Raw genomic sequence first — 20,310 nt, forward strand, 5'->3', positions numbered from 1 at the left:
AGGCGTCCTTTGGCACCGGACTTGTACAACCCGGAACGGCGACATGGCTGGCAAGGGCCGCATATGCGGTTTGCGCTACGAATGCGACCTCACGGCTTGTCAGGCAGCGGTGCCTTGCCCTTCGCGCTCGGCTTGCCACCGGCTCATGCTAGGAGGACCGCCGATTCTCGAGCATGAAACAGACAGTACTGGGTTTGCTGCCGGACCTGATGCTCCGGAGGCCTTCCCGATGTCTTCCGGGCAGGTCCGAATATGGCTTACCGAGCAGTTCATCGGCGCGTCCGCGGCCAATAATCTCAGTTTCGGCCTGCGCCTCGGCGGCGCGCTGAATATCGCTGCGCTGGAGCTCGGCCTACGGGTCGTCATCGGCCGGCACGAGGCGTTGCGTACCACCTTCGATATTATCGGTGGCGAACCTGTCCAGCTGATCCATCGGGACAGCCCCAAGGTCCTGACTGTCACGGATCTGACCGAAGCGCCCGAGCAAGAGCGAGCGGCCTACGCTGCCGCACGCCAGGCCGCCCATAGTCCTTTTGACCTGAAAGGCGGGCCGCTGCTCCGCGTGCTGCTCATCCGCTTGGGCCCGGAGCACCACGTCCTGCTGGGTACCCTGCACCACATCATCTCGGATGGTTGGTCGCTTGGGGTGTTCGTGCGCGAGCTGGTCGCCTGCTATGCCGCCTTCTGCCAGGGCGTGCGGCCGGAGCTGCAACCCCCGCCCCTGCAATATGCCGATTGTGCCATTTGGGAGCAGGAGTGGCTCGAAAGCGCGGAATTCCAGCAGCAGCTGGCCCGTTATGCCAGCCTGCTGACGGGCATCCCGGCGCGACCCTTCTTGGCTGGCACCTCAGAAGGCGGCAGGCATTCAGCAGCGGGCGCAAGCCGTGCCGTCTGGCTCTCCTCGGACACGATATCGGCACTGAAATCAGCCGCGTCACGGCAAGGCGCGACTGTCTTTGCGCTATCGTTGACGGTCTTCATGATCCTGCTCTGGCAGATGTCCGGTCGGGAAGAGCAGGTGGTCGGGGTTCCGGCGGCGAGGCGCAACCGCGTCGAGTTCGAGGATGTCATCGGGCTCTTCACCAATATCGTCGTCGTACCCGTGGATCTTTCCGACAATCCCGTCTTTGCTGAATTGCTGGGGCGGACGAAGGAGGCCCTGCTCAAGGCGCTGGCGCATGAGGACGTGCCCTTCGATCGGTTGGTGCAGGCGTTGCACCCCGTCCGGAGCGCTGGCGGAAACCCGATTTTCGATACCTTGTTCGCTTCGGTTCCCGCCGCAGCGCCTATGGAATGCTTCGGGCCTTTGACGGCCACTCCTTACGTCGTCGAGGCTGCAGCGGCACCCTTCGCCCTAGGCGTCAGCGTCATCGAGGAGCCATCGGGTGCCGGCTGGGTCCGTGCCGAATACCGGACCGAGATCCTCACGGTCGAGCAGGTTGCCAGCCTGCTGGACCACTACGTCCGATTGCTGACGGAGGTGGCCGCGCTGCCAGAGACGCGGATCGCGGAACTCGGGACTCCATCCGGGCCATGGGCGATGCCGCGGCGGGTGGCACCGCAGCCGCCGGCGGCGTCGCCGCCATGGCGAGCAATCGTCAGGGGCGCTTCGGACCCGGCCCTGGAAGAGACCGTGGCCCGGATCTGGGAGAAGGTGCTGCACCGCCGGCCGCCCGGTTCCGCCGTCGATTTCTTCGACCTGGGTGGCCACTCGCTGCAGGCGATCGCGGTTGCGCATGAGATTGGCCAAGCCTTGGGTCGGCCAGTTCCCGTCTCGCTGCTGTTCCAGGAGCCCACGGTCGAGGGGATGGCGCGCCGGCTTCGCACCGAAGGCCGGCCCCGATCAGCAACGATTCCGGTTTTCGAAGGAGGAACGCGCCCGCCGCTTTTCGTCTGCGGCTCCACGCCGCAATTCCGCGACCTCAGTCGGGCGCTCGAGCCGGAGCAACCCTTCTTCCAGCTCGACATCTTCGCCTTGCAGGAGCAGCGGTTGCTCGCGGGCACAGCGCTGCTGGCGACGATCCCTGACATCGCGGCCGAATGCCTGCGCGATATCCTGCTCATCCAGCCGGAGGGGCCATACCTCCTCGCTGGCCAGTGCGATGGCGGCATCCTGGCGCTCGAGATCGCTTTGCAACTGCAGACAGAAGGGCGGCAGGTCGCATTGCTGGCACAGTTCGACACGCCCGTGAACGGCTACTACGAGCGGGTCCATTGGGCGAGGCGGCTCAGCGGGCGCCTGCGGCGCGGCATCGAGATTACGGTGTCCGGCCAGATCCCTCAGAGGATCCGCCGCCTCCTGCGCGAGCGCCAGGAGAGGAGATTGCCAGCCCCAGCGGAGGAACAACAGTATCTCCACATCTGGTCGGCCATCTGGCACGCGGTGCGGGATTACAGGCAAGCCAGACGTTATGCCGGGGAAATCCAATTTTTCCGTGCCGAGGACCGGATCTGGTTCTACCGTGATGTTGTGCAAGGCTGGGGCAAGCGTGCAGAGCGCGTGCGCGTGCACGACGTACCTGGCGGCCATCTCACCCTTTTTTCCGATCCTGTCAGCCAGTCACGGATTGCGAAGGAAATCGGGCGGGCGCTCAACACCGTGGTCTCCGGCTGAGGACCGCATGCATAGCGACGTGAAGATCCCGAGCGCCATGGGCTCCAGCGATGAGCCTCGCCGCCCCAGGACGGTGATCCGGCCAACGCGGCCTTTTCTCGGTTCCATCCCCGATGATCTAAGGTCCCTGGCTCGCTACACTGGCCTGTTCCGTGCCATGACCGCGACCCGGATGAAGATCCGCTACCGGCAATCGGTGCTGGGCTGGCTCTGGGCCGTCCTGCAACCTCTGGCATTGATGCTGCTGTATGTGGCCATCTTCTCGCATTTTGCCGGCTACAACACGGCTCCGCTGCCTTATCCGCTCTACGTCCTGGCAGGGCTCTTGCCATGGAGTTTCTGCTCGACCGCCATGAGCACGGCCGCGGGTGGAATGCTGTCGCACCAGCCGCTGATGGCGAAGGTCTATTTCCCGCGCGAGATCGTGCCGCTCTCCTATGTCGCGGCGGCACTGTTCGACTTGGTCATCGCCCTTCTCGTAATGCTGGTCATGGTGCTGGCCTACGGCCTGCCGGTATCGCTCTGGGCGCTGTCCGCCATACCGGTCGTCGCAATCCTCACCCTTCACGTCGCCGCGCTCTGCCTGCTGATCTCAGCGATGCAGGTGCGCATCCGCGACATCAATGTCGCCTTGCCGCTGCTGCTGCAGATCTTGATGTTCACGGCGCCGGTCGTGTATCCCGCCACGGCGGTGCCCGAATGGCTCCGTTCGGCCTATTGGGCCAATCCCCTTGCCATCCTGGTGAACGACTTCCGGCATGCGGTACTGGAGGGTCGCCTGCCGGGGGCCAGCGGCTTGGTGTATTGCGGGGTCACGGGCGGCGTGTTTTTCCTGCTCGCCTACTGGTCGTTCAAGCGGCTGGAGGCCAAGATCGTTGACGAGATGTAGCCGGCGGCCGGAACCAGGATGCGGGGCATGATCGATGTGCGCGTCAGGGACGTCTCCAAGCGCTTCCGGATGCCGGATCACAGCGAAGGGCGGCGGCGCCTGTTCGGCCTTCTGCCAGGGCATGAGTTGTTCTGGGCCCTCCGGAACGTGAGCTTCGAGATAAAGCGCGGCGAGGCACTCGGGATCATCGGCCCGAACGGGTCGGGCAAGACCACCCTGATCAAGCTGCTCTCGGGCATCACGGCGCCGACGGAGGGGGAGATCGAGATCACCGGCCGGCTTGCCTCGCTGGTGGAAGTCGGCGCCGGTTTCCAGCCGGACCTCACCGGCCGTGAGAACATCTTCCTCAACGGCGCGATTCTCGGCATGAGTTATCGCGAGATCGCGCGCAAGTTGGCAAGCATCGTCGACTTCGCGGAGATGGGACCCTTCCTGGACGTGCCGGTAAAGCGGTACTCCTCCGGCATGTTCGTGCGGCTCGGCTTTTCCATCGCCGCTCACCTCGATGCGGACATCCTGCTGCTCGACGAGGTCCTCGCAGTTGGCGATGTGTCCTTCCAGGCGCGCTGCTTCGAGCGCATCGAGGAATTGCGGCAGGCAGGAAAGACCGTGCTCCTGATCTCGCATGATCTCGCGGCCATCGAGCGGATCTGCAGTCGGGCCATCCTCCTCAGCGGCGGGCATATTCTGGAGGAAGGCGACCCGCGCGACGTGATCGAAGCTTATCAGGCTTCAGTCCAGGGATTGCTCGCGCAGGCCCAAGGCGAGGCGCCGGGCCCTGTCGTCGCCACCGGACTAGCCTTTGACGCTGCAGGGGCCGGGCCGGTCGCCACCGGCAACCCCTTCCGGTGCTGCCTGTCCTATGAGGCGAAGGAAGCGCTGGACGATGCCGTGGTGCGGCTGTCGTTCAACTGGCCGAGCGGGTACCTCTGCACCGAGCTATCCACCGAGCCGGGGTTTCGGCTGGAGCAAGGGCCAGGACAACTCGAGTTCGAATGCCCCATGCTAACCATGCAGCGTGGCCTCTACAGCGTCGATCTCTGCATCGAGCGGCGGGGTGAGATCCTCCTGTGGCGACCTCGCTGCGTCATGCTGCGCGTGGGCGCCGGGAAGGTCCTTCGCGGAGATTTCTACCTCGAGCACAGCACTCGCGTCCGCACCCCGCCGCTTGCGGCATCGGGCTGATGCACGTGCAAGCCTGCCCGAACCCGGCGGCGTTGCCCGTGGCGCCGAACCGTGCGGTGCAGCTCTGGACTGCAAGCCTCGACTGTCCAGCCTGGAAGGGGTTGCTTCCCTTGCTCTCGGCGGACGAGGTGGATCGCCTGAACCGCTTCTCTTTCGAGCGTGATGCGCGGCGGTTTGCAGTAAGCCATGCAGTTTTGCGATGGCTACTGGGACATCTCCTGAACAGACCGCCGGAAGATGTGGCGCTACGAGTCGAGGCCCATGGCAAGCCTGTGTTGAAAGACGGCGTCAGAGCGCTGCATTTCAGTCTCTCACGCTCGGCGGAGCGTACTCTGGTCGGGGTCGCCGCGCAGCCCCTTGGGGTGGACATCGAATGTCTGGCGACGCCGCTCGATGTCGAGGCTCTGGCTGAGCCAGTCTTCTCGTCGCGTGAGCGCGAAGTCTTCGAGCAGACGAGGCCTGAAACCCGACGGGAGGTTTTTTTCCGCAGTTGGACGCGCAAGGAAGCGGTCCTGAAGGCGACCGGGCAGGGGCTGTCCATCCCACCTGCGGCAGTCGAGGTGCTGCTTGCTTCGGGCGATGGCATGGCGCGCCAAGCCGCTGTCACCTGCCTTGGATCACGCTGGCAGGTGGATACCTTGCTGCCGGAGCCCGGCTATGTCGGTGCCGTGGCCACTGCCTTTTCGCATGAGGCGCCACGCGCGCTGGCCGAAGCTGGACTCCAACCGCGGATTGCGACGCTGTGCTTGGAGGCTATCCTCCCGTCACCTCCGCCGGGTTCCTGAAGCGGCGAGGCTGCTGCTGAGGCTGCGGGCGCGGCGGCTGGGTGCCGAATTTTGTCCATCCAGGCACAGTTGCCGCGAGGTTCACGTCGCGCCATTTCGGATGCCGCGGAGGCCGCAGGAATGTGTCGAACTTCAGGGCCAAAGCGCGGGAAAACCGCGTGAGCCTGTCGCGGCGCTCGGCATTCTGGTGGTTGTAGGCTGCCAGCACCGCGCCCACCGCGATGGTTTCCACCGTCTGCCCGGGCGGCACCACATTCGGATAGTCCGCCGAGGTGAAATTCGCCGGAAGATAGGTTTCCAGCAGCGCATCGGATAACGGAACGGACAGAAGGCGCGCGCCCTCGGGCAATGGCGTGGTGAAGCGCGCCGGCTTGCCTGTGACGCGAACCATGGCGGCAATTTCGCCGCGACGGAGCCTTTCGGTCGCATCCACCGTCGCATCATAGACAGGCTGGATCGCAACGCCGAGCAGGGAGAACAGCAGCGTCGCGGTCATGGCCGTGCCCGAGCTCCGGTTGTCCATGCTGACCAGCTTGCCGGCAAGATCCTCGAGCCGCTCGATGCCCGGCCCGGCAAAGACGTGGACTTCCTCGTCATAGAGCTTGGTGACGTACTGGACCTGCTGTTCGATGCCGGGGAAGGCCTTCTGCTGTGCGGCCGCGGCCAGGACATCCGACTGGACGATAGCGAGATCCACGCCTCGCAGGTAAAGGAGGTCGGAAATGTTCTGAAGCGATCCCTTGCCGATGATCGGCAGGATGCGGAGGCTGTCGACGCCATCCAGCACCGCGGCAAGGTCGGCCGCGAAGCGCGTGTAGGTCCCGTCCAGGCCGCCGGAGATCACGCCGAGCGTGTTGGCATTCGCCGCATTGACCGAGTTGGAAACCAGCTGCGCCCTGGCAATTCCAGGGGCCGAAAGGCCGACGGTGGCGGCAGCGAGACCAACAAGCAGATCGCGGCGAACCATGTGAATGCTCCTCAATCCTATTAAGCCCCAGCGTTACCGAAGTGCCGCGAGGAGTGCGGCGGCGGCAGGATCGCCGAGGGCGCGTGCGCGCTGGTACCATTCGCCGGCCTTCACGGGGTCGGCCAGGCTATTGCTGCTGCCGAAGATCGGCAGGAAGTTCGGATCGTAGGTCTTGCCTGCCGCGATAAGCGCCGCCGACGAGCCAGGATGGATCGTCGCCGCGCGCTCGTACAAGGCACGAGCCCGCATGACGTCTCCGCGCACCATTGCCGTGTCTCCCATTTGCATCAGGGATGCAAACATCGGCGGTGCGGTTGAGGTACTTGGAGGCAGGTCGAGTAAGGGCAACCTCGCTGTCGGGGCACTCTGGGCAAGAAGGAATGGCTGGCCAGCAAGGCTTTGTGTGCCGGCCCGACCGATAATGCCGGCATCGAGCGTTGGCAGCACCCCATACGGGGTCTCCGCGGACGGTCCGAAGCCTTGATGCTCCGTGAGCCATGACGCCTGGGCCAGCGCGCCGGAAAACATGATGGCAAGCAGGGCGGAACATGCCCGAGCCGGGATAGAGAGCGAGCTTCGGGTCGGGCGCACTGCCGGTGTCGGCGCGTGGGACAGGATGCCACGCATGTGCGGCGGACCGGTCATGGCTCGCCCGACGATGGCGGCAGCGAGGCGCCATGAAACTCCAACGCTCGGCTGTTCCGCACCGAAGCCTCCGCGTACGAGAAGCGAGGCCCTGACGCCCGTTGAATGACGAGGCCGGACCACATTCCCCGTGACCATAGCTTGTCATTTCCGTGGAGGGCGTCGTGAATATAGCCTCTTTCGCTCACGAGAGCTTGTGGCAGCGAAGCCTTGCGCGGAGCTTATTGCGCCCTGTCCGGCATGCGAAGCTTCGGGATTAGGAGAATGCCAGGAGTTCATATGCGCATAACACGTCGAGTCTTGGCGCTCTCGCTTGGTTCTGCGGCGCTCCCCGCGACGAAAGCATCTGCACAGCAGCGCGCCGCCAGACCGAAAGATTGGCCAAGTCAGACGGTACGCCTGGTGGTGCCCTTCGCGGCAGGCGGCTCCACCGATGTTGCAGCGCGCATTCTTGCCGAAAGGTTGGGCCAGACGCTTGGTCAATCCGTCGTGGTTGAAAACCGCAGCGGCTCCGCCGGCTTCATCGGTGCCGAATCCGTGGCAAAGGCACCGCCGGACGGATACACGCTGCTGATGGCGACGACCGGGCTGCTGTCGATCGCTCCGCATCTCTATGCACAGATGCCATTCGATCCGGCACGGGATCTCACTCCGGTCTCCCTCGCCTTTGCAACCGACCTCGTCATCGCCGTGACCAACGGCGTGCCGGTGAGGACGCTGCAGGAACTGGTGGGCTATGCCAAGGAGCGGCCCGGTTCCATCTCCTACGCATCGTCCGGCGCAGGCACGACCACGCATGTCGCCACGGAGCTCTTCCGCCTTACGGCAAATGTCGATCTCCTGCACGTTCCCTACCGCGGTAGCGGTCCGGCGATGAATGACCTGGTTGCCGGAAATGTCCAGATGATGGTTGACCAGATCGCAAGCTCGATCGGCCAGATCAACGACGGCCGGATCCGTGCCCTCGCGGTCACCGGAGCCAAACGGCACCCCCTGTTGCCGAATGTGCCAACCGTCGCGGAGGCGGGACTTGCAGGTGCCCAGGCGACGTCCTGGGGCGGCATCATGGCGCCAGCCGGCACCGCCAGCTCGGTTGTCGACAAACTCAATGACGCCATCCGCGAGGCTTTGGCGCAGCCCACAGTCCGGCAACGCATGGCAGGCGCGGGCGCCGATCCCGCAGCCTCAAGCCCCGGCGAGTTCATGAGCTTCGTCAAGTCGGAAAGCGAGAAGTGGGGCAGGGTGGTCAGGGAGGCGCGCATCACCGTCGGTTAGCCGAACCGCCGATAGAGCCGGAAACGGCAGCGCGCTCGGTCGTTGGTGGGCGACCCTTGGCATTGTTGGTGTCCGGCGAGCTATGCTGCCATGTCCCGCCGAGGTTCGCTTCGAAGGTGAGCTTCGCCGGCCGGGTGACCCTGCCGTTTGGCCAGGGTCCCCGCCGCTAGTCCCAGCACCAATCAGTGGGAAGTAGCGGCGAGAACCCGAGCCGGTCACGTCAAAGGCTTGCCGGCTGAGGAGACCGGCTCATGACTACGCCCAGATCGTGTCACCAACATAGATGGTGCCATAGTTGTGCAAGATATCGATCTTGCTCAAATCCGTCCCGATGCTGAAGTAGATCTGGCCCCAATTGTCCTCGATCTGAAAATCGCCGCAGTCCATGACGTCGTCAAAGCGGATGATGCCGTGGTTATCCTCCACCTCGAACCTGCCGTAGTTCGTCAGGTCGCCGAAAGTGACGGTTCCGCAGTTTTCCTCGATTTCGAAGAACCCTTTGAACAGATGCGAGTAGGTTTCGCCGACAACGGCGCCCAGCCCTCCGGTAATGTCACCGATATGGATTGAGCCGACGTTGTCGTCGATCTCGAAAGCTCCTTCGAACAAATGCCCGTATGCGTCGCCGCCGGTATGGCCGCTGCCGCCGGTCACATTGCCGAACAGGATGGTGCCCCGGTTGTCGTCGATATTGGAGAAGCCGGTGAAATAGTGGCCATAGGCGTCGCCGCCAAAGCTTCCCGCACCGCCGGTCACGGACCCGAAGGAGATGTTGCCGAGGTTACCACCGATCGAGACTCCGTCTGCGATCAGATGTCCATAGGCGTCTCCTCCGATCCCGGCCCAGGCATGGCCATTCGCTCCACTGGCGCCACCGTCGCCGCCGTCGCCGCCGTCGGCGGTAGCGTCCCCACTGGCGTCGACGAAGAGCTTGATGTTGGACGCCACGTTGTCGCCGGCGAGGATGCCGCTGACCGCGGTGCCACCGTCACCCCCATTGCCGCCGTTCCCGCCGGCGGCATGGCTCGTGGCGGTCTTGGCGGCACCGCCGGCGCCGCCGGTGACGTCGCCCAGTTGGACCAGGCCATGATTGCCATGGATGACCAGGCCGCCCTTGATGGCATGGCCGAAGGCGTCGCCGCCGTCGCCGGCCCAGGCATTGCCCCCTGCGCCGCCATGTCCGCCGCCGCCGCCATCGCCGCCTATTGCATTGGCGTCTCCGGTATGGAAGGCGGCGAGGATGGCGGTGGAGCTTTTTGCGTCGCCGCCCACGATGCCGCTGATCGCGGTGCCGCCATCGCCGCCATTGCCGCCGGCACCTCCTGCGCCACCCGCGCCGGCGATGCCGGTGCCGCCGGCCCCGCCCGTGACGTTACCCAGATGGATCTGACCCCAGTTGCCGTTGATGGCCAAGCCACCCGCGACGAGGTGGCCATAAGCGTCGCCGCCATCACCGGCCCGGGCATCACCACCCGCGCCGCCATGGCCGCCATCGCCTCCGTTGCCGGCCGAGGCCTCCGCGTGGCCTGTCTGCTGAACTGTCAACTTCACCTGGGAGTTGCGCATGTCGTCGGCGAGGATGCCGCTGATGGCAGCGCCGCCCGCGCCGCCCGCACCGCCGGCGCCGCCCGCACCGCCCGCGCCGGCAATCCCCGCGCCGCCCGTGCCGCCGGTGACATTACCCAGATGGATCAGGCCTCGATTGTAGTTGATGTCCAAGCCACCCAGGATGGCGTGGCCATAGGCGTCACCGCCGTCGCCGGCCCGGGCATCGCCACCTGCGCCGCCGCTGCCGCCATTGCCACCCTCGCCGCCGCTGGCAATGGCTTTCCCGCTACGGCCGGCGGCAATGGTGACGAAGGAGTTGACCATCTGGCCGGTAAGGATGCCGCTGATGGCGAGGCCGCCATCGCCGCCCGCACCGCCGGCCCTGCCGGCGCCACCAGCACCGGCCATGCCCGTGCCGCCGACGCCACCGGTGACATTGCCGAAGTATATCGAACCGCAGTTGTTGCCGATGGCGACGTTGCTTGTGAAAAGGTGGCCATAGGCGTCGCCACCATCTCCGGCCCGGGCATTATTGCCGACATTGCCCTGCCCGCCGTGGCCGCCCGAGCCACCCATGGCGCTTGCGTCGCCGGTACGGCTGACCGTGACACTGACGCGGGAATAGGCCGCATCACCTATCAGGGCGCCACTGATGGCGGTGCCGCCGTCCCCGCCTGCGCCACCGGTTCCGCCATGGCCGCCCGCGCCGGCGCTTTTCGCACCGCCCGCACCGCCGGCGACGTTGCCGAATGAAAAGAGGCCGTGGTTGGCGTTGATGGCGACATCAGGGGAGATGTGACGCCCATAGGCGTCGGTCCCGGCGCGGCCCAGGCGTCCGTCGTCGGTGAAGGTCGGCCTCGAATCGGAAAAGGAATCCTTCGATTGAAAACCCGTTTCGTTGCCGAGCAAAGCGCCTCCCCTCGCGCCGTTCGACGAAGAATTCGAGTTTGCAGATGGCGAGGAGTACTGAGGGAATTTTGAAGCCGTTTCTGCGATAGCCATTGTTTCTGCTCCCAGCAATGCGAAGGCGGCAAAGCAGTTTGGCTACTCATCGAGCACGCGGGCGCAGGCCAATGCTTGGGCCATCTGCTGATGTGCCCAGCAAAACCATAGCGATATCCGCGGGATCTGCGTGATCTAGCCAGTTGCTGGTTCGAACCTAACTGGTAAGACATCCAGCTTGGAATACGCGCAAGAAACAAGAATACGTTACGATTTGATTGTATACGATCTACTTCACATGCAACTGAGAACAAGCCTTTTAGTATATTTATTTCTACTTATAATATACCATAAGTTGAGAAAATGGGTATGGCCTTGGGGTGCAGCTATCTTCCTGACCGTCTGCGGGAGGTCAGGGCTGTGCGACGGGCTGAAGAGAAGCGCATCCACCTCGAGGCGCGTCGGCCTCGCTGACGTGCTGGTCGGCGCTCAGGGTCCTCGCCACCGCCTGGCGGCAAGGCAGGCATCAGGACCAGCAGGGCGTGACCTTCCTGCGCGGCGGAGCGGGAACTCGCGGCCTCGCCACAGGGTTGCCCCCGCAGCAGGACGGGACGCACCCAATGACCAAGGCCGTGATCTTCGATGTCGACGGCACGCTCGTCGACACCAACGACCTGCACGCCGCCTCCTGGGCCGAGGCATTCCGCCGCTTCGGCCATGCCGTGCCGGAGGCCGAGATCCGCGGCCAGATCGGCAAGGGCAGCGACCAGCTCATGCCCGTCTTCCTGCCGCCGGAGGTAGTGGAGCGCGAGGGCAAGGCGATCGCCGAAGCTCGCAGCGCGCTGTTCATGCAGGACTATATCGGCCGGGCACGGGCCTTTCCCGGCGTGCGCCCGCTGTTCGAGCGGCTGCGCGCGGAGGGCCAGCGCATCCTCCTCGCCAGCTCCGCGAAAGGCGAGGAGCTGGAGCGCTACAAGGAGATCGCTGCGATCGGCGACCTGATCGACGGCGCCACCAGCGCCGACGATGCCGAACATTCCAAGCCCTACCCGGACATCTTCGACGCCGCGCTCGCCCAGCTTAAGCCGCTGCCGGCCGCGGCGGCGATCGTGGTCGGCGACTCGCCCTATGATGCCGAGGCGGCCGGCAAGGCCGGGCTGCGCTGCGTCGGCCTGCTCTGCGGCGGGTTTCCCGAGGCAGTGCTGCGGGAGGCCGGCTGCATCGCCCTCTACCGCGACCCGGCGGCGCTGCTGGCGGATTATGCGCGCTCACCCCTGACGACCGGCTGAGGGTGGCCGTCCGCGGGCGCATTATCGTCTCTCCATGGCATCGGTTTTGCGGCTATCCTTTCCGCACCAAGGGGAAGGATGGGGGGCATGGGCAGGCAGGCGGCGTTGCTTCTCCTGCTGCTGGCGCTCGGCGGCTGCGCGGGCGGGCAGCAGGCTTCGGTCTGGGACGGCAGGCGCGGCTATGACGGCAATGGCGACTACGGCTACGACCCGGCCGCCTCCCGGGCCGAAGCGCGGGGCTACCGCGCCGTGGCGGCGCCGGCCTATGCCGCCCCCGGCACGCCGCAGGACCCCTGGGGCCCCTACATCCGCGAGGCGGCGACGCGCTTCGGCCTGCCGGAGCGCTGGATCCGCGAGGTGATGCGCCAGGAGAGCGGCGGACGGCTGACCGGCGCGGACGGGCTGCCGATCACCTCGCCGGTTGGGGCGATGGGGCTGATGCAGGTGATGCCGCGCACCTACGACATCCTGCGGCCGCGCTACGGTCTGGGCCCCGACCCCTATGCGCCGCGCGACAACATCCTCGCCGGCGCGGCCTATCTGCGCGAGATGCATGACCGCTTCGGCGCGCCGGCCTTCCTCGCCGCCTACAATGCCGGGCCGGACCGGGTGGCCGATTTCCTCATCGGCACGCGTATCCTGCCGGACGAGACGATGCGCTACGTCGCGGGGATCGCGCCGCGGCTCGGCATGCCGTCCTATGGCGGCGGCGCAGTCGCCGAGGCCGACCGGGCCTATGCGGGCGGCGGGCTGCGGGGCGACGCCTATGCCGCCGGGCCGCAGCTTGCGCTGATGCCGGCCGACCCGGCGGACCGCGCCTTCGACGGCGGCGGCCTCGTCACGCCCGATGCGCCGACCGGCCGGCTGACCCGGCGCTGAGGCCGGGGCTCAACCCCCGGTCCGGTTCCAGCCGCGCCCGGCATCGCCCATGGCCTCGTAGCCGGTGGCGGTGACGGCGACGGTGTCCTCGAGCTTGATGAAGCCGCGGCGGGGATGCAGCAGCGTCGTCTCGACCGAGAGCACCATGTCGGCCTCGAGCGGCCGCTCCGCGTCATGCGCCTGGTAGGGGATAGGGCCGGTCGCGGTCAGCCAGGGCGCCTCGTGCTGCACCAGCCCCATGCCATGGGCGAGGAATTCGATGTGCTGCGCATGCGGCGAGGCCGCCGCCGCCCGCTCGCCCGCCGCCTGGACCTCGCCGCCTGGCACGCCGGCCCGCACCCGCTGGCGCGCGGCCTGCTGGATCGCCTCGACCTCGGCCAGAAGCTCGGTCAGCTCGGCATCCGGCTCGCCGACGATGCCCATGCGGCAGAGGTCGCCGATATAGCCGCGGTAGCGCCCACCTGAGTCGAGCGAGAGGATGTCGCCCGGCGCGATCCGCTGGTCGGAGGCGGCGCGGTTCAGCCCGGTGCCGGCGGTGATCAGGCAATACTCGAAGGTGAGGCCGCGGCGCACCTCCTCCTGGCGGAGCCGCTCCACCAGCTCCGCCTTGGTGACGCCCGGCTCGCAGGTGGCGAAGGTGGCGAGCATCGAGGCCACCACGCGCTCCGAGGCCTCGCGCAAGAGGGCAAGCTCGGCTGGGCTCTTCCGCGCCCGCAGCCGTTCGAGCGGCTGTGCCACATCGACCAGCGCCGCATTCGGCAGCCCGTCGCGTAGCACGGCGGCGGCGTCGGAGGGCAGGAAGGCCGGCTCTACGCCGATCCGCCGCAGCAGGATGCCGATCCGCTGGAGGTGCCGCACCGCATGGCCGACCGCATCGGTGGAGGTGCCGGAGACGGTCTCCACCACCGGCGTCCAGAAGCGGCCGAGCTGGTGCTCGTGCTTCTCCAGCCGGTGCGCGACATAGGCGCTGAGTTCCGGCTTGCCCGGCACGTAGACCATCACCGGCAGGTAGCGGCTGAGGCCGATGGCGTCGCGGTGGTCGAAGAAGGGAAAGCTGTAGCCGCCGAGCATGTAGTGGGAAGCTTGGCGCGAAGTGGTGACCACCGCATCGACATCCGCCTCGGCCAGCAGCCGGTCGAGCCGCGCGGTGTCGAAGGGCGGGCGTTGGGTGGAGGCGGGGCTTCCCTCAGGCGCTGGCGCGGCGGTCGACATGGCTCGTCTCCTTGGTTCTTCTCGCCCGGACGGCCGCCATCAAAGCATGGCCCGCGGGCGCGGTCTGTGCCGTTCCGCCGCCCGCTTGCCAACTTCCCGGGACTGGTCAGGGCGTGGCGGGCAGGGGCTGCCGCGCCGGCTCATGCGCCACCTTCCGCAGCAGCCAGCCCGCGGCCAGCAGGCCGGCGCCGAGGTTGCCGATCAGCAAGCCGGCGAAGGTCCCCGCCTCCCCACCGAGACGCCCACCGATCCAGGCCAGCGGCACGCCGAGCACGAAGGTCCGCACCAGCGAGATCGCCACCGCGGACATCGGCCGTTCCAGCCCGTTGAAGGCGGCGCAGGCCACCGCGATGGCGCCGATCGCCCCATACCCCCAGGGCAGGATGCGCAGATAGAGCGTGGTCGACGCCGCCACCGCCGGATCGGCCGTGAAGGCCGCCGCCACCCAGGGTGCTGCGACCACCAGCGGCAGCGCGACCGCCAGCCCATAGGCCAGGCAAAAGCTCATGGAGGCCCGCATCCCCGTCTGCAACCGGTCGAGCCGCCCCGCCCCGGCATTCTGTGCGGCGAAGGGATTGACCACGGCGGAGAGGGCGAAGAGCGCCGTCATCGCCATGCTCTCGACCCGGGAGCCGAGGCCGAACCCCGCCACCGCCGCGCTTCCCTGCACCGCCAGCATGGCGGTGAAGAGGCCGTTGGCGACCGGGATGATCGCATTCGTCCCGGCCGCCGGCAGCCCGACCCGCAGCACCCGCCGCGTGGAGGCAAGGAAGCCGTCCATCACGGCCCCGCCCGTGCCGAGCAGGCCGAACCGGCGCAGCCGCTGCAAGGAGACCAGGAGCATCGCCAGCCAGGAAAGGTCGGCCGCCACCGCCAGCCCCGGCAGGCCGAGTCCCGGCACCACCCCCGGCAGGCCGAAGGCCAGCGGCCAGTCGAGCAGGAAGCCGAGGATGCCCGCCCCCGCCAGGGCGGAGCCGCCGAAGCGCATGTCGCCCGCCGCCCGGACGATGCCGAGCGCGACCATTCCCGTCAGCAGCGGCACCGCCCCCAGCAGCCAGCTTCGCAGGTAGGCCAGCGCCAGGAGCCGCGTCTCTCCCTCCGCCCCGAGCCAGCGGAGCAGAGCCTCCGCCCCGAACCAGCAGGGCAGGGCGAGGCCGAAGGCCACGGCGGCCGCCAGCAGCAGCGCGTGCAGCGAGAGCCGCCCGGCTTCCTCCCCCGCCCCGAGCGCCCGTGCCACCACCGCCGTCGCCCCGGCGCCGAGGCCGATGCCGAAGCTCATCACCGTCATCGCCACGGGGAGGACGAAGCCCAGCGCCGCCAGCGCATGCGGGCCGAGCAGGCCGGTCAGCCAGGCTTCGGCCAGTTGGATGCCGAACATGACGACCAGTGCCATGGCGAGCGGGGCGGTGGCGACGGCCAGGCCCCGCGCCACCGGCCCCTCGGACAAGGTCGCGCGGTTCCCCTGGCGGGTGGCCCCTGCCGGGGTGGTCTGCTGTCTCGGCATCGGCCCTCAATCGGTGTGCGGCGGCACCCTGGCACGGCCGCGCGGGGGCCGCCACGCCTTCCCAAAGCTGGCATGCGCCCCATAACAGCAGGGTCCTTATGTGAAATTCCCGATGCCAGCCGGTTCCGCCAGTTCTTCGCTCGTCTCGCTGCCGCAGGCTTTCGCCCGCCCGATCAGGCAGCGGATCGCCGCCGAGGTCGCCGCCATCTTCAACGACCGCGCCCGCGGCGAGCAGCCCGTCGTGCCGCGGCCTGACGGGCTTTTCGGCCCTCGGGCCGTTGCCTGGCGGGTCCATGGCGACGTGACCTCGATGATGGTCGGCGGCATCGCCGGCCTCATGCTGCAGATGCTGCACCCCGCCGTGCTGGCGGGCGTCTGGGACCATTCGAATTTCCGCGCCGACATGCTTGGCCGCCTGCGCCGCACTGCGCGGTTCATCGCCCTCACCACCTATGGCGGGCGCGCCGAGGCCGAGGCGGTGCTTGCCCGCATCCGCGGGATTCACGAGCAGGTACGGGGGACCCTGCCCAACGGGCGGCCCTACGCCGCCAACGACCCGTCCCTGCTGGCCTGGGTGCATGTGACCGAGGCGACCAGCTTCCTCGCCGGCTGGATCCGCTATGCCGAGCCGCGCATGCCCGGCGCCGACCAGGACCGCTACTTCGCCGAGATGGCGCGGATCGCCGAGGCGCTCGGCGCCGATCCCATCCCGCGCAGCCGGGCCGAGGCGCAGCGCCTGCTCCAGGCGATGCGGCCGCAATTGCGTTACGACGCGCGCACCGCGGAGGTCGCCCGGATCCTGTTCAACCAAAAGGCGCCGAGCCTGGCGGCCGAGCCTTTGCAGGCCCTCACCATGCAGGCCGGCATCGACCTCCTGCCAGCCTGGGCGCAGCGGATGCACGGCATGGAAAGCCCATTCGGCGCCCGCCCGCTGGTCCGCGCCGGCACGCTCGGCATCGCCCGCACCCTGCGCTGGGCCTTTGACCGGAGCGCCGGCTAGGCACGGCGCCGCCTGGCGATGCCTGATTGCATCCCTGGAAAACTCCCTGTATCCCGCCCCGACCGTTTTCCGGACGGCCCGGCTCAGGGGTAAGGCTCGAGGGTCCTATGCATCTTCGGCCCCGCCCGGCGGCTGGCCGTAAGAAGCTGGCAGGCAAATCCGGGCACCAAATCGGCTTCCCTTTGCCGATATCGTAAGGAATAGCCGCGATCATGGACCGCATCCGCATCCGCGGCGGCCAGCCGCTCCAGGGCAGCATCCCGATCAGCGGCGCCAAGAACGCCACCCTGCCGCTGATGGCCGCCGGCCTGCTCGCCAGCGGCCCGCTGGTGCTGCGCAACGCGCCCGACCTGGCCGACATCGCCACCATGCGGGCCCTGTTGATCCAGCACGGGCTGACGGTGGAGCATGACCGCGAGGCCCGGACGCTGACCATCGCCGGGGAGGCCACCAGCCTCGAGGCGCCGTATGACCTGGTGCGGAAGATGCGCGCCTCGGTCCTTGTCCTCGGCCCGATCGTCGCCCGCCATGGCAAGGCCCGCGTCTCGCTGCCCGGCGGCTGCTCCATCGGCACCCGGCCGGTGGACCTGCACCTCAAGGGGCTGGAGGCGATGGGTGCCACCATTACCCTCGATGCCGGCTATATCGAGGCGGAAGCACCGCACGGTCTCAAGGGCGCCCGCATCATCTTCCCCGTCGTCTCGGTCGGCGCCACCGAGAACCTGCTGATGGCCGCCTGCCTCGCCGATGGCGAGACGGAACTGGTCAACGCCGCTCGTGAGCCGGAGATCGAGGACCTCGCCCGCTGCCTGGTCGCCATGGGCGCCGAGATCGAGGGCATCGGCACCGACCGGCTGCATGTGGTCGGGCGCCGCAGCCTCGGCGGTGCGGTGCACGACATCGTCCCCGACCGGATCGAGGCCGGGACCTATGCCTGCGCCGCCGCCATCACCGGCGGCTCCGTCCTGCTCCAGGGCGCGCGGGCCGAGCATCTCGGCTCGGTCGCCCGCACCCTGCGCGAGGCCGGCGTCGCCGTGGAGCCGGAGGGCGATGCGCTCCGCATCTCCCGCCTCAACGGGTTGCACGGGGTCGATGTGATGACGGAGCCTTTCCCCGGCTTCGCCACCGACATGCAGGCCCAGTTCATGGCGCTGATGGCCGTCGCCGAGGGCGCCTCGATGATTACCGAGACGATCTTCGAGAACCGCTTCATGCATGTGCCGGAGCTGAACCGCATGGGAGCCCGCATCAACGCCCATGGCGCCTCGGCCATCGTCCGCGGCGTGCCGAAGCTGTCAGGCGCGCCGGTGATGGCGACCGACCTGCGCGCCTCCGTCTCCCTCATCCTCGCGGGGCTGGCGGCAGAGGGGGAAACTATCGTCAACCGCGTCTATCACCTCGACCGCGGCTATGAGCGGGTGGAACAGAAACTCGCCGCTGTCGGGGCCGATATAGAACGGCTTCCGGGCTGAGCTGCATGGACCTTCCGATCCCCGACTCCAACCCCGCCACGGCCGCCGGTGCCGCCCCCATCATCCTCGCCGTGCCCAAGGGCCGCATCCTCGCGGAACTCGGCCCGGTGCTGGCGCGCGCCGGCATCCAGCCCGCGGCCGACTATACGGACGAGGACAGCCGGCGCCTGCGCTTCGAGACCAGCGACCCGAGCCTCGACGTGGTGCGCGTCCGCCCCTTCGACGTCGCCACCTTCGTCGCCCATGGCGCGGCGCAGATCGGCATCTGCGGCGCCGACGTGCTGATGGAATTCGACTACCCCGAGATCTACGCGCCGCTCGACCTCGGCATCGGCCGCTGCCGCATCAGCGTGGCCGAGCCCGCCGCGACCGCCGGCCAGGACGACCCGAGCCGCTGGTCGCGCATCGCGGTCGCCAGCAAGTACCCGAACGTGGCCGGCCGCCACTACGCCGCCCGCGGCATCCAGGCCGAGATCGTCCACCTGAACGGCGCGATGGAGCTGGCCCCCTCGCTCGGCCTCGCCCGCGTCATCGTCGACCTGGTGCAGACCGGCAGCACGCTGAAGGCGAACGGCCTGGTCGAGACGGAGGTGATTGCCCATGTCACCTCGCGCCTCATCGTCAACCGCACGGCGCTGAAGACCATGCCGGAGCGGATCGGCGCCTGGATCGCCCGCTTCCGCGCGGCGCTCGCCTGATGCTGCGGCTCGATACCAGCGCGCCGGACTTCGAGTCCGGCTTCGCCGCCCTGCTCGACATGGCCCGGGAAACCACGGCGCAGGTCGACGACGCCGTCGCCGGCATCATCGCCGAGGTGCGGGCCGGGGGCGATGCCGCCCTGCTGCGGCTGACCACCCGCTTCGATGGCTGGGCGCCGATCGATGCCGGGGCGCTGCGCGTCACCGCCGAGGAGATCGAGGCGGCGGCCGCCGGCATCCCGCCCGCGCTGCTGGCCGCCCTCGACCTCGCCGCCGAACGCATCGAGCGTTTCCACGCAGCCCAGCGCCCGGCGAACCTCGAACTGCCGGACCCGGCGGGGCTGACCCTCGGCATGCGCTGGACGCCGCTGGATGCGGTCGGCCTCTATGTCCCGGGCGGCAAGGCGGCCTATCCTTCCTCCGTGCTGATGAATGCGCTGCCGGCGCGCGTCGCCGGCGTCCGGCGCATCGCCATGGTGGTGCCGACGCCGGGCGGGCAGCTCAACCCGCTGGTGCTGGCTGCGGCGCGGCGGGCGGGGGTCAGCGAGATCTACCGCATCGGCGGCGCGCAGGCGGTGGCGGCGCTCGCCCATGGCACCGCCTCCATCGCCGCGGTCGACCGCATCGTCGGGCCGGGCAATGCTTATGTCGCGGCGGCCAAGCGCCAGGTCTTTGGCCGCGTCGGCATCGATTCCATTGCCGGCCCTTCCGAGGTGGTGGTGGTCGCCGATGCGTCGAACGACCCGCATCTGGTCGCCATCGACCTGCTGGCCCAGGCCGAGCACGACGAAAGCGCGCAGGCAATCCTCATCACCGACGACGCGGGCTTCGCCGCGGCGGTCGCCGCGGCGGTCGAAGCCGAACTTGAGACGCTGCCCCGCGGCGCCATCGCCGGCGAGAGCTGGCGGCGGCATGGCGCCACCATCCTGGTGCGCGACTGGGCGGAGGCGCAGGCCGTCACCAACCGCCTCGCGCCCGAGCACCTTCAGGTGATGCTGCCCGACCCGCGCGGCTGGTTCGCCGGCATCCGCCATGCCGGCGCCGCCTTCCTCGGCCGCTGGTGCCCGGAGGCGCTCGGCGACTACGTGGCCGGCCCCAACCATGTCCTGCCGACCGGGCGGACGGCGCGCTTCGCCTCCGGCCTCTCGGTCTTCGACTTCCTGAAGCGCACCACCTGGGTGGAGGCGAGCCAGGCCGGCCTCGCCGCCATCGGCCCCGCCGCGGTGGCGCTGGCCGAGGCGGAAGGGCTGCAGGCTCATGGGCTCAGCGTTGCGCGTCGCCTGGGTTGACCCGGCCCCTGCCGACCATCATCTTGCCCGGAAGAAAATAGGTTATCGAAGTCAACCCCCCAGCGCGTGCCCAAGGGCCTGACGCCGTCCGATCCGGACAGGGCGCGGCCCCGGCAC

The 20,310-nt window shown here is 68.2% G+C and carries 16 protein-coding genes; 11 read left to right on the forward strand and 5 right to left on the reverse strand.

The features are described from left to right. The first annotated feature begins 229 nt into the window (after positions 1–229). From JMJ56_RS08865 to JMJ56_RS08880, 4 genes are read left to right on the forward strand one after another with little or no spacing between them, the layout of a single operon-like run. Positions 230–2,614 carry a condensation domain-containing protein gene (locus JMJ56_RS08865; RefSeq protein WP_202831261.1) on the forward strand — a complete coding sequence of 795 codons (2,385 nt, stop codon included), beginning with the start codon at positions 230–232 and terminating at the stop codon, positions 2,612–2,614. A 7-nt stretch (positions 2,615–2,621) separates the two neighbouring features. After that, positions 2,622–3,503 carry an ABC transporter permease gene (locus JMJ56_RS08870; protein WP_202831262.1) on the forward strand — a complete coding sequence of 294 codons (882 nt, stop codon included), beginning with the start codon at positions 2,622–2,624 and terminating at the stop codon, positions 3,501–3,503. A 27-nt stretch (positions 3,504–3,530) separates the two neighbouring features. Beyond that, complete coding sequence (locus tag JMJ56_RS08875) at positions 3,531–4,688, forward strand: ABC transporter ATP-binding protein (RefSeq protein WP_202831263.1); 1,158 nt, start codon at positions 3,531–3,533, stop codon at positions 4,686–4,688. Continuing rightward, positions 4,688–5,473: a 4'-phosphopantetheinyl transferase family protein gene (locus tag JMJ56_RS08880; RefSeq protein ID WP_202831264.1), complete on the forward strand. Its 786-nt coding sequence runs from the start codon at positions 4,688–4,690 to the stop codon at positions 5,471–5,473. The genes JMJ56_RS08875 and JMJ56_RS08880 overlap by 1 nt, the downstream gene beginning before the upstream one ends. Here JMJ56_RS08880 and JMJ56_RS08885 read toward each other — a convergent pair. Continuing rightward, complete coding sequence (locus JMJ56_RS08885; RefSeq protein WP_202831265.1) at positions 5,442–6,440, reverse strand: TAXI family TRAP transporter solute-binding subunit; 999 nt, start codon at positions 6,438–6,440, stop codon at positions 5,442–5,444. The two genes, JMJ56_RS08880 and JMJ56_RS08885, sit on opposite strands and share 32 nt — an antisense overlap. A gap of 33 nt (positions 6,441–6,473) precedes the next feature. Then, a complete protein-coding gene (locus JMJ56_RS08890) occupies positions 6,474–6,707 on the reverse strand; it encodes a hypothetical protein (RefSeq protein ID WP_202831266.1) in 234 nt (77 codons plus the stop codon). Positions 6,708–7,487: 780 nt separating this feature from the next. Between JMJ56_RS08890 and JMJ56_RS08895 the strand changes: the two genes are divergently transcribed. Further along, entirely contained in the window at positions 7,488–8,360 is an 873-nt protein-coding gene (locus JMJ56_RS08895) for a Bug family tripartite tricarboxylate transporter substrate binding protein (protein WP_328702321.1), read from the forward strand. A 255-nt stretch (positions 8,361–8,615) separates the two neighbouring features. On the opposite strand, the gene JMJ56_RS34795 is transcribed toward JMJ56_RS08895, so the two are convergent. Then, positions 8,616–10,817: a hypothetical protein gene (locus JMJ56_RS34795; protein ID WP_202831268.1), complete on the reverse strand. Its 2,202-nt coding sequence runs from the start codon at positions 10,815–10,817 to the stop codon at positions 8,616–8,618. 653 nt (positions 10,818–11,470) lie between these two features. Between JMJ56_RS34795 and JMJ56_RS08905 the strand changes: the two genes are divergently transcribed. Together JMJ56_RS08905 and JMJ56_RS35470 are read left to right on the forward strand one after the other, a co-directional pair. After that, the gene (locus tag JMJ56_RS08905; protein WP_202831269.1) at positions 11,471–12,139 is read left to right on the forward strand and encodes an HAD family hydrolase; all 669 of its coding nucleotides are present in this window, start codon (positions 11,471–11,473) and stop codon (positions 12,137–12,139) included. Positions 12,140–12,226: 87 nt separating this feature from the next. Further along, the gene (locus tag JMJ56_RS35470; protein WP_407927893.1) at positions 12,227–13,018 is read left to right on the forward strand and encodes a lytic transglycosylase domain-containing protein; all 792 of its coding nucleotides are present in this window, start codon (positions 12,227–12,229) and stop codon (positions 13,016–13,018) included. A gap of 9 nt (positions 13,019–13,027) precedes the next feature. Here the strand turns inward: JMJ56_RS35470 and JMJ56_RS08915 are convergent, their stop codons facing one another. Both JMJ56_RS08915 and JMJ56_RS08920 read right to left on the reverse strand, forming a co-directional pair. After that, entirely contained in the window at positions 13,028–14,230 is a 1,203-nt protein-coding gene (locus tag JMJ56_RS08915) for a M24 family metallopeptidase (RefSeq protein ID WP_202831271.1), read from the reverse strand. A gap of 106 nt (positions 14,231–14,336) precedes the next feature. Next, positions 14,337–15,734 (reverse strand): MATE family efflux transporter, encoded by a 1,398-nt coding sequence (locus tag JMJ56_RS08920; RefSeq protein WP_202831272.1) that lies wholly within the window; start codon positions 15,732–15,734, stop codon positions 14,337–14,339. Between the two features lie 112 nt (positions 15,735–15,846). On the opposite strand from JMJ56_RS08920, the gene JMJ56_RS08925 reads away from it, so the two are divergent. The 4 genes from JMJ56_RS08925 (at position 15,847) to hisD (ending at position 20,193) form a co-directional block, all read left to right on the forward strand. Beyond that, the gene (locus tag JMJ56_RS08925) at positions 15,847–16,734 is read left to right on the forward strand and encodes an oxygenase MpaB family protein (RefSeq protein ID WP_202831273.1); all 888 of its coding nucleotides are present in this window, start codon (positions 15,847–15,849) and stop codon (positions 16,732–16,734) included. Between the two features lie 212 nt (positions 16,735–16,946). Next, the gene (gene murA, locus JMJ56_RS08930; RefSeq protein WP_202831274.1) at positions 16,947–18,206 is read left to right on the forward strand and encodes a UDP-N-acetylglucosamine 1-carboxyvinyltransferase; all 1,260 of its coding nucleotides are present in this window, start codon (positions 16,947–16,949) and stop codon (positions 18,204–18,206) included. Positions 18,207–18,211: 5 nt separating this feature from the next. Next, positions 18,212–18,904, forward strand: coding sequence for an ATP phosphoribosyltransferase (gene hisG, locus JMJ56_RS08935; protein WP_202831275.1), 693 nt, complete (start codon positions 18,212–18,214; stop codon positions 18,902–18,904). Continuing rightward, positions 18,904–20,193 (forward strand): histidinol dehydrogenase, encoded by a 1,290-nt coding sequence (hisD, locus tag JMJ56_RS08940; protein ID WP_202831276.1) that lies wholly within the window; start codon positions 18,904–18,906, stop codon positions 20,191–20,193. The genes hisG and hisD overlap by 1 nt, the downstream gene beginning before the upstream one ends. The last annotated feature ends 117 nt before the right edge of the window (positions 20,194–20,310 follow it).

The organism is Belnapia arida (genome assembly GCF_016773205.1).
GTDB classification, from domain to species: domain Bacteria; phylum Pseudomonadota; class Alphaproteobacteria; order Acetobacterales; family Acetobacteraceae; genus Belnapia; species Belnapia arida.

Bases quoted from the DNA above. Each gene is read 5' to 3' on its own strand.
- JMJ56_RS08865 (WP_202831261.1), top strand. From the start codon at position 230: ATGTCTTCCGGGCAGGTCCGAATATGGCTTACCGAGCAGTTCATCGGC.
- JMJ56_RS08870 (WP_202831262.1), top strand. From the start codon at position 2,622: ATGCATAGCGACGTGAAGATCCCGAGCGCCATGGGCTCCAGCGATGAG.
- JMJ56_RS08875 (WP_202831263.1), top strand. From the start codon at position 3,531: ATGATCGATGTGCGCGTCAGGGACGTCTCCAAGCGCTTCCGGATGCCG.
- JMJ56_RS08880 (WP_202831264.1), top strand. From the start codon at position 4,688: ATGCACGTGCAAGCCTGCCCGAACCCGGCGGCGTTGCCCGTGGCGCCG.
- JMJ56_RS08885 (WP_202831265.1), bottom strand. From the start codon at position 6,440: ATGGTTCGCCGCGATCTGCTTGTTGGTCTCGCTGCCGCCACCGTCGGC.
- JMJ56_RS08890 (WP_202831266.1), bottom strand. From the start codon at position 6,707: ATGGTGCGCGGAGACGTCATGCGGGCTCGTGCCTTGTACGAGCGCGCG.
- JMJ56_RS08905 (WP_202831269.1), top strand. From the start codon at position 11,471: ATGACCAAGGCCGTGATCTTCGATGTCGACGGCACGCTCGTCGACACC.
- JMJ56_RS35470 (WP_407927893.1), top strand. From the start codon at position 12,227: ATGGGCAGGCAGGCGGCGTTGCTTCTCCTGCTGCTGGCGCTCGGCGGC.
- JMJ56_RS08915 (WP_202831271.1), bottom strand. From the start codon at position 14,230: ATGTCGACCGCCGCGCCAGCGCCTGAGGGAAGCCCCGCCTCCACCCAA.
- JMJ56_RS08920 (WP_202831272.1), bottom strand. From the start codon at position 15,734: ATGCCGAGACAGCAGACCACCCCGGCAGGGGCCACCCGCCAGGGGAAC.
- JMJ56_RS08925 (WP_202831273.1), top strand. From the start codon at position 15,847: ATGCCAGCCGGTTCCGCCAGTTCTTCGCTCGTCTCGCTGCCGCAGGCT.
- murA (WP_202831274.1), top strand. From the start codon at position 16,947: ATGGACCGCATCCGCATCCGCGGCGGCCAGCCGCTCCAGGGCAGCATC.
- hisG (WP_202831275.1), top strand. From the start codon at position 18,212: ATGGACCTTCCGATCCCCGACTCCAACCCCGCCACGGCCGCCGGTGCC.
- hisD (WP_202831276.1), top strand. From the start codon at position 18,904: ATGCTGCGGCTCGATACCAGCGCGCCGGACTTCGAGTCCGGCTTCGCC.